Source organism: Acidithiobacillus sp. TH-A35, assembly GCF_057473505.1.
On sequence record NZ_JBYCKR010000072.1, the window covers coordinates 1 to 6890 of the forward strand.

12 protein-coding genes are annotated in these 6890 nt (G+C 60.9%); 9 read left to right on the top strand and 3 right to left on the bottom strand.

Annotation, left to right across the window (positions count from 1 at the left end; all coding sequences use genetic code 11):
- Positions 1-147: 147 nt before the first annotated feature.
- From AC2VNK_RS02805 to hslU, 9 genes are read left to right on the top strand one after another with little or no spacing between them, the layout of a single operon-like run.
- Entirely contained in the window at positions 148-378 is a 231-nt protein-coding gene (locus AC2VNK_RS02805) for a DUF4258 domain-containing protein (RefSeq protein ID WP_291520674.1), read from the top strand.
- Positions 372-569 carry a DUF2283 domain-containing protein gene (locus AC2VNK_RS02810; RefSeq protein WP_291520675.1) on the top strand — a complete coding sequence of 66 codons (198 nt, stop codon included), beginning with the start codon at positions 372-374 and terminating at the stop codon, positions 567-569. The genes AC2VNK_RS02805 and AC2VNK_RS02810 overlap by 7 nt, the downstream gene beginning before the upstream one ends.
- A gap of 12 nt (positions 570-581) precedes the next feature.
- Positions 582-728 carry a hypothetical protein gene (locus tag AC2VNK_RS02815; protein WP_291520676.1) on the top strand — a complete coding sequence of 49 codons (147 nt, stop codon included), beginning with the start codon at positions 582-584 and terminating at the stop codon, positions 726-728.
- A 55-nt stretch (positions 729-783) separates the two neighbouring features.
- The gene (gene dapF / locus AC2VNK_RS02820; RefSeq protein ID WP_486882722.1) at positions 784-1650 is read left to right on the top strand and encodes a diaminopimelate epimerase; all 867 of its coding nucleotides are present in this window, start codon (positions 784-786) and stop codon (positions 1648-1650) included.
- A gap of 35 nt (positions 1651-1685) precedes the next feature.
- Positions 1686-1862 (top strand): hypothetical protein, encoded by a 177-nt coding sequence (locus AC2VNK_RS02825; RefSeq protein ID WP_486882723.1) that lies wholly within the window; start codon positions 1686-1688, stop codon positions 1860-1862.
- Positions 1863-2546 (top strand): DUF484 family protein, encoded by a 684-nt coding sequence (locus AC2VNK_RS02830; protein WP_291520677.1) that lies wholly within the window; start codon positions 1863-1865, stop codon positions 2544-2546.
- The gene (locus tag AC2VNK_RS02835; RefSeq protein WP_486882724.1) at positions 2540-3475 is read left to right on the top strand and encodes a tyrosine recombinase XerC; all 936 of its coding nucleotides are present in this window, start codon (positions 2540-2542) and stop codon (positions 3473-3475) included. The genes AC2VNK_RS02830 and AC2VNK_RS02835 overlap by 7 nt, the downstream gene beginning before the upstream one ends.
- Positions 3472-4011: an ATP-dependent protease subunit HslV gene (gene hslV / locus AC2VNK_RS02840; RefSeq protein WP_461280352.1), complete on the top strand. Its 540-nt coding sequence runs from the start codon at positions 3472-3474 to the stop codon at positions 4009-4011. The genes AC2VNK_RS02835 and hslV overlap by 4 nt, the downstream gene beginning before the upstream one ends.
- Before the next feature lie 2 nt (positions 4012-4013).
- Positions 4014-5336 (top strand): ATP-dependent protease ATPase subunit HslU, encoded by a 1323-nt coding sequence (gene hslU / locus AC2VNK_RS02845; RefSeq protein WP_486882725.1) that lies wholly within the window; start codon positions 4014-4016, stop codon positions 5334-5336.
- A gap of 22 nt (positions 5337-5358) precedes the next feature.
- Here the strand turns inward: hslU and AC2VNK_RS02850 are convergent, their stop codons facing one another.
- From AC2VNK_RS02850 to AC2VNK_RS02860, 3 genes are all read right to left on the bottom strand, one after another.
- Positions 5359-5691, bottom strand: a complete 333-nt coding sequence (locus tag AC2VNK_RS02850) for a DsrE family protein (RefSeq protein ID WP_486882726.1) — start codon at positions 5689-5691, stop codon at positions 5359-5361.
- The gene (gene rpoH / locus AC2VNK_RS02855) at positions 5688-6551 is read right to left on the bottom strand and encodes an RNA polymerase sigma factor RpoH (RefSeq protein ID WP_486882727.1); all 864 of its coding nucleotides are present in this window, start codon (positions 6549-6551) and stop codon (positions 5688-5690) included. The genes AC2VNK_RS02850 and rpoH overlap by 4 nt, the downstream gene beginning before the upstream one ends.
- Before the next feature lie 74 nt (positions 6552-6625).
- Positions 6626-6890: cell division protein FtsX (locus AC2VNK_RS02860; protein ID WP_486882728.1), on the bottom strand; the 265-nt coding region annotated here is incomplete at its 5' end.

The following is a 6890-nucleotide window of genomic DNA, read 5'->3' on the forward strand; positions in this document are numbered from 1 at the left end:
CCGCCTAAGCCCTTATTGATTTTATGATCGAGAAGGGCTTCAACCCGATGGAAGTATCCACCATCACCGGGCACAAGACTTTGCAGATGCTCAAGCGGTATACTCATTTAAGGGCGGAAGATTTAGCCAAACGGTTGGGCTGAATATATGGATCTGACACTGACGGAACATGCGGCCTTCGTGGTACAGCGGCGCGGCATCAAGATAGAGTGGATCGAGGCGGCAATCCTCGTGCCAGACAGGACAGAGAACCGGGATGGCAAACAATCGTTTCTCAAGTGCCACGGGGCGCGAGGGAAGATGCTCCGCGTGGTGACGCGGGAGGACAACCATCACCATGTGATAACCGTCTATTTTGACAGGAGGGCGTCATGTTAGTGCGAGTGGATAGAGAGGCGGATGCGGTGTATCTGGAACTGACGTCGGCGCCCATCGAAGAAAGCGAAGAAGTTGCCGACGGCGTTGTCCTGGATTACGACAAAGACGGCCATCTAGTCGGCATAGAAATCCTGGACGCCTCGAAGAAAGGTGGCGCGGACGCCTTGCGGCATATCAATGTCGCTGCCTGACCGACGCCACCTATGAGCGGGCGGGCGGCCAGTTCGGGAAGCGTCATAAACCTGGAAAGCGTCATCGTTCCCAGTGTGGATGAATTGCGTCGGCGACTGGATAGCATCGAAAAGGACGTGCAGGAAGTCAGCCGTCGCATTGCGGAAAGCGTAGCCTGAAGCCTCCGACTTGCGCGCCCTGTCCTCCCCGGACAGACATTGCTAAACTCAGGGCATGAACCACTCCCATACTGATTCTGCGTCCCCCTCTCTGCGCTTCACCAAGATGCAGGGCCTAGGTAACGATTTCGTCGTTTTCGATGGCGTTCGTCAACGGGTCGAACTGCGCCCCGAGGCGATCCGTGCCATAGCCGACCGCCACTTCGGCGTCGGTTGCGACCAAATTCTGCTCGTAGAGACCGCGACGTCCCCCGATGCGGATTTCCGGTATCGCATCTTCAACGCGGATGGCACCGAGGTGGCGCAGTGCGGCAACGGCGCCCGCTGCTGTGCCGTCTTCGTGCGCCGCGCCGGACTCACGGACAAGGATGCAATCACTGTCGAGACGCTGGCCGGACGGCTGATCCTGCATCACCAGGATAATGGTGAAGTCACCGTCAACATGGGTATCCCGCAACTCGCCCCGGCTGAGGTTCCTTTCTGCAGCAATGAAGAAGCGCCCGAATACCTTCTGTCCATAGGGGACGACACTCTGCGCATCGCCGCCGTCGGCATGGGCAATCCCCACGCGGTGTCGCGCGTATCCAGCGTGGCCGATGCACCGGTAACCACCCTGGGTCCCCGTATTGAAACACACCCGGACTTTCCCCAGCGCTGCAATGTGGGTTTCATGGAAGTCCGTGACCGGGGCCATATTCAACTGCGGGTCTGGGAGCGCGGTGCTGGGGAGACTCTGGCCTGTGGCAGCAACGCCTGCGCGGCAGTAGTCGCCGGTATCCGCTGGGACGAGCTGGATCATGCGGTGGCGGTGACTCTGCCGGGTGGCACCTTACAGATCGAATGGGCGGGCCTGGGGCAACCGGTCCTGATGACTGGCCCGGCGCAAGTGGTTTTTGACGGGGTCTGGCCCTTGTCAGACTGAATCACTGAATCATAGGCAGCGAAGGGAAAAACATCATGCAGGATACAATATTGCAGGCCATTGCCAAAAGCTTGAACAGTCATGCTGCCGAACTTGATTTTCTGCACAAACTCAATGATCAGGAGGGCGAGATGCTGGCACACCTGGTCGCCGCGCTGGAGGTACATAGCGCCGCTGAACGCTACAATGAAACCCATTGGGAGGATGACTGAGTGACCACAGCCCCCGAAACGGATGACCGGGCGGATCAGGTCCGGGCCTATCTCCGCCAGCATCCACAATTTTTGTGGGATCAGGAAGATCTGCTCCACACCCTGACCCTGCCCCATGTCGGACGCGGTTCGGCCTCCTCCCTGCTGGAGCGGCAGGCACAGGTACTGCGCGAGGAAAACGCCCGGCTGCACCAACGCATCACCGCGCTGCTGGGTGCCGCCCAACAGAATGCCGCACTCGGCCTGCACCTCTCTGATCTGGCCACTGAACTACTGCAGACGCCCGATTGTGCTGCGACCCTGAATACCGTTATCACCCGTTTGCGGGAGGGCTTTCAGGTCGAGGAAATGGCCTTGATCGCCCGCGCGCCCATGGCCGATCTGCCGCAATTCCTGCCACTGGACCAGGCGGATTTTCAGGAGATTCTGAATGGGTTCCCGCTGTTGCGCGCCGCGACCGGACTGACCCTCAGCCCGACCCTGCGCAGCACCCTCTTCGGCGCGGCGGGAGCGGGACTGGAGTCCTTCGCCCTGATCCCGCTTGCCGGTCAGCATCTGCAAGGGGGTATTTTGCTCGGCAGTCAGCACCCCGGCCGCTATGCCGAGGACGCCGGAGCCGACCTGCTCGACCAGATTGCCCGCCTGGTCACGGCGGCACTGGATCGCTGCCTGACCCCATGCTGATCGAGGCTGCCGTTGCCCAATTTATCACAGCACTCCGGCAGAGCGGCAGAGCCAGCCCGGCCACGATCAGCGCCTATGGCCGCGACCTGCTCGCCTGGTCGCGGTTTTCACAGCAACGCGGACAGACGGAGATCGCGCAAATAGATCGCAGCAGTCTGCGCGCCTACCTCGTGGCGGAGCGCAGCCGGGGCGTGGCCATTCGCAGCCTGCGCAGGCATTTCTCGGCATTACGCGCCCTCTATCGCCATCTGCAACATGACGCGCCCGAGCTGCGCAACCCGGTGCAGGGCCTCGCCATGCCCAGGGCGGAGCAGCGTCTGCCCGACTGGCTGACGGTGGATCAGGCGCACCTGCTGATGCAGCCTGCCGCTACTCCCGAAACGGCGGCGCCCCAAAATTTCACCAGCGTACGTGATCAACTGATCCTGGAACTGCTGTACTCCAGCGCCCTGCGCGTCAGTGAACTGGCAGGACTCAATCTTGGCGATCTGGATCGTCACGGCGGCACCGTGCGGGTGCTGGGCAAGGGGCGCAAGGAGCGTATCGTGCCGGTGGGTCAACCCGCCTGGGTGGCATTTCGCGCCTACCTCGCGTTGCGCCCGACAAGTGAGGAAACGGCGCTCTTCGTCAATCCACGCGGCCGGCGGCTCAGCGTGCGCAGCATCCAGATGCGGGTCAAAAAGCTGGGGGAGACCCGACTGAGACAACCGCTGCATCCCCATACCCTGCGCCACAGCGCCGCCAGCCATCTGCTGCAGTCGTCCGGCGACTTGCGCGCGGTGCAGGAATATTTAGGCCATGCGGGTATTGGCACGACCGCCATCTATACCCATATGGATTATCAGCAGTTGGCGCGGGTCTACGACCAGGCACACCCGCGGGCACGACGTGACGACCAGGATACGAAGCACTTTGAGGGAAAAGCATGACAGATTCGCAGCAAATGCACGGGACAACGATTCTTTGTGTCCGACGGGGTGCCAATGTGGTCATGGCCGGAGATGGCCAGGTGACACTCGGCAATACGGTGATGAAGGGCAATGCCCGTAAGGTGCGCCGTATAGATCCGGGCGTACTGACCGGTTTCGCCGGGGCTACGGCGGACGCTTTTACCCTGCTGGAGCGTTTTGAGGCCAAACTCAAGGCCCACCCCGGCCAGTTGGCCAAGGCCGCCGTGGAACTGGCCAAGGAATGGCGCACCGACCGGGTACTGCGCCGTCTGGAGGCCATGCTCGCCGTCGCAGATGAAAAACAAAGCCTGATCATCACCGGGCAGGGCGACGTACTGGAGCCCGAACATGGTATCATCGCCATTGGTTCCGGCGGGCCTTACGCCCTGTCAGCGGCGCGTGCCCTGCTGGAAAACAGCGACATGCCCGCCCGTGAAGTCGCCAAACGCGCCTTGGGCATTGCCGGCGACATCTGCATTTACACCAACCACAACCACACGATTGAAGAACTATGAGCATGTCTGAAATGACCCCCCGTGAGATCGTCCAGGAGCTGGACAAGTACATCATCGGCCAGTCCGAGGCCAAGCGTGCCGTGGCCATTGCCTTGCGCAACCGCTGGCGGCGCGGGCAGGTGCCGCCGCCGCTGCATCAGGAAATCACCCCAAAAAATATCCTCATGATCGGGCCGACGGGAGTGGGCAAGACGGAAATCGCCCGGCGTCTGGCGCAACTCGCCAATGCCCCCTTCATCAAGGTAGAAGCCACCAAATTCACCGAGGTGGGCTACGTGGGCAAGGATGTGGAATCCATCATCCGCGATCTGACCGAAACCGCCGTAGACATGATCCGCAGCGAACGTCAGGCCGCGCTGCGCCAGCGTGCTGAGGAGCTGGCCGAGGAGCGGATTCTCGACATCCTCATCCCCGGTCCGCGCGACAGCAGCGTACCGCGCAGCGATGAGGGCACTCGCCAGAAGTTCCGCAAGATGCTGCGCGAAGGCAAGCTGGATGCGCAGGAGATCGAGGTTGAGGTGAGCGCCCCCAAGGGCGGTGTAGAGATCATGGCCCCGGCGGGCATGGAAGAAATGACCAACCAGCTCCGCGATATGTTCTCCAACATGACGTCGGGCAAAACCAGCACGCGCCGGGTCACGGTACCCGAGGCGCAGCGCCTGTTGACGGACGATGAAGCCGCCAAGCTGGTCAATGAAGAGGAGGTCCGCGCTCTGGCACTGGAACGGGTGCAGTCCGGCGGCATAGTGTTCATTGATGAAATCGACAAGGTAGCGGTGCGCTCTGGCACCCAGCAAGGTTCGGACGTCTCCCGGGAGGGGGTACAGCGCGATCTGCTGCCACTGGTGGAAGGCTCCAATGTGAGCACCCGTTACGGCGTGGTGAAGACCGATCACATCCTCTTCATCGCCTCCGGCGCCTTCCACCTCAGCAAGCCCTCAGACCTGATTCCCGAACTGCAGGGCCGCCTGCCTATTCGCGTGGAACTGGAGGCCCTCAGTGCAGCGGATCTGGTGCGGATACTGCAAGAGCCGGAGAATGCGCTGGTCCGGCAGTATAGTGCCTTGCTGGCCAGCGACGGGCTGACTTTACACTTTACCCAGGATGGCGTGCAACGTATTGCCGAAATTGCCCAGCAGGTGAATGAACGGGTAGAGAACATCGGAGCTCGGCGATTACACACCGTCATGGAGCGGCTGCTGGAAGAGGTGGCTTTTGTCGCACCGGACGGCGGCACCACGGCTCTGGAGGTCGACGCTGCCTACGTGGACAGTCGCCTGAAAGATCTGGCGCAGGACGAGGATTTGTCCCGCTATATTTTGTGATGGGGTGACTGCACAAGCGGGGTCAGGGCTTTATGTAGAGGGCACCTGCCCCCTGGGCGTCGGCAATGGCAATGATTCCGGCGGGAACCAGTTGGCTGCCCGCCGGGCGGTCATCCGGATCCAAGCCAAGATTATGCAGGCTGTTTTCACAAAAATCGACCCGCACTCCGGCACTGATGCGCTCTTCAATCTCGCGCCGCCAGTGGCCCTTCGCCCAGAGGGACACGGGCGCCTGACCATTCGCGATGACCCGCAGGCTCCGCTCCGGAGCCGCTGCCTGCGCATTACGAACATTGGCCAGCAGATTAGGCCAGCGACCGGCATCGTCGACGTGAAAAAGCAGTACGGCGCTCAAGCTACCGCCGTCGTCGTCGTTAGCATCTGTTGACGCAACTTGCCCATACTGCTTTTTTCCAGTTGCCGTACCCGCTCTGCCGAAACACCCAGCTCATCGCCCAACACCTGCAAGGTCTTGGGGTCTTCGCTCAGCCAGCGGTTTTCAATGATGTAGCGATCTCTCTGGGGCAAAGCTGACAACGCCGTGTGCAAGGCCTTGTGCTGATGCCGATCCCAGTCCCGCTCCGCCAGTTGCTCTACGGGCGACCCGGTGGGATCCGCCAGATCAAGGACACGTCCGCCCTCTCGTTCTTCATCCGGTTCGAGGTTGAGCGAGTAGTCGTAACCGGACATCCGCCCTTCCATCTCCAGTACCTGCGCCTGGGTGACACCCAGATCGTCCGCAATGGCGGCACTCTCCTCGCCACTCATCCAGCCGGCATGGGTGCGGCTGGAACGGAGGTTGAAGAACAATTTGCGTTGCGCCTTGGTGGTGGCCACTTTGACGATACGCCAGTTGCGCAGGATGAATTCGTGAATCTCCGCCTTGACCCAATGCACCGCAAAGGAGACTAGACGTACACCATGATCCGGGTCGTAGCGCTTCACCGCCTTCATCAGACCGATATTACCTTCCTGAATCAAGTCGGCTTCCTGCAATCCATATCCCCGATAGCCCCGCGCTACCCGCACCACAAAGCGCAGGTGGCTGAGCACCAGATCCTTGGCCGCATCCACATCGTCGTGATCACGCAGGCGCAGGGCCAGGTCACGCTCTTCTTCCGGCTGCAGCAGCGGTTGGGCGTTCACAAAACGCAGGTAGGCCGCCAGCCCGTCGGGGCTGACCAAATCTCTACTAGCTATCGCAAGTTCTTTCATAGCAATCCTCATGCACAGTCATGCGTAGTTGGACTCCGAATACGACCGCATGTTCCGTTTTGCGGAGTCTGGCCTCAGGAAAAAGTATGGTCGAGGTGCCGCCCCACTGCAAGGCGCGACCCCAACCAACCGAGAAGCGCACTGGCGGCGACGAGAATAAGACCCTGCCCGGAATTCAGACCCAGCAAATGGAACCGGGTCCCATAGAGTTCCGCCAATCGTTCCACCGGCCCCTGCAAAACAGTTACCGTAATAGCGACTATGATCCAGGCAATCATCCCGGCCACCGCCCCCTGAAACAGGCCCTGATACAGAAAGGGACGGCGAATAAAGGCGCGG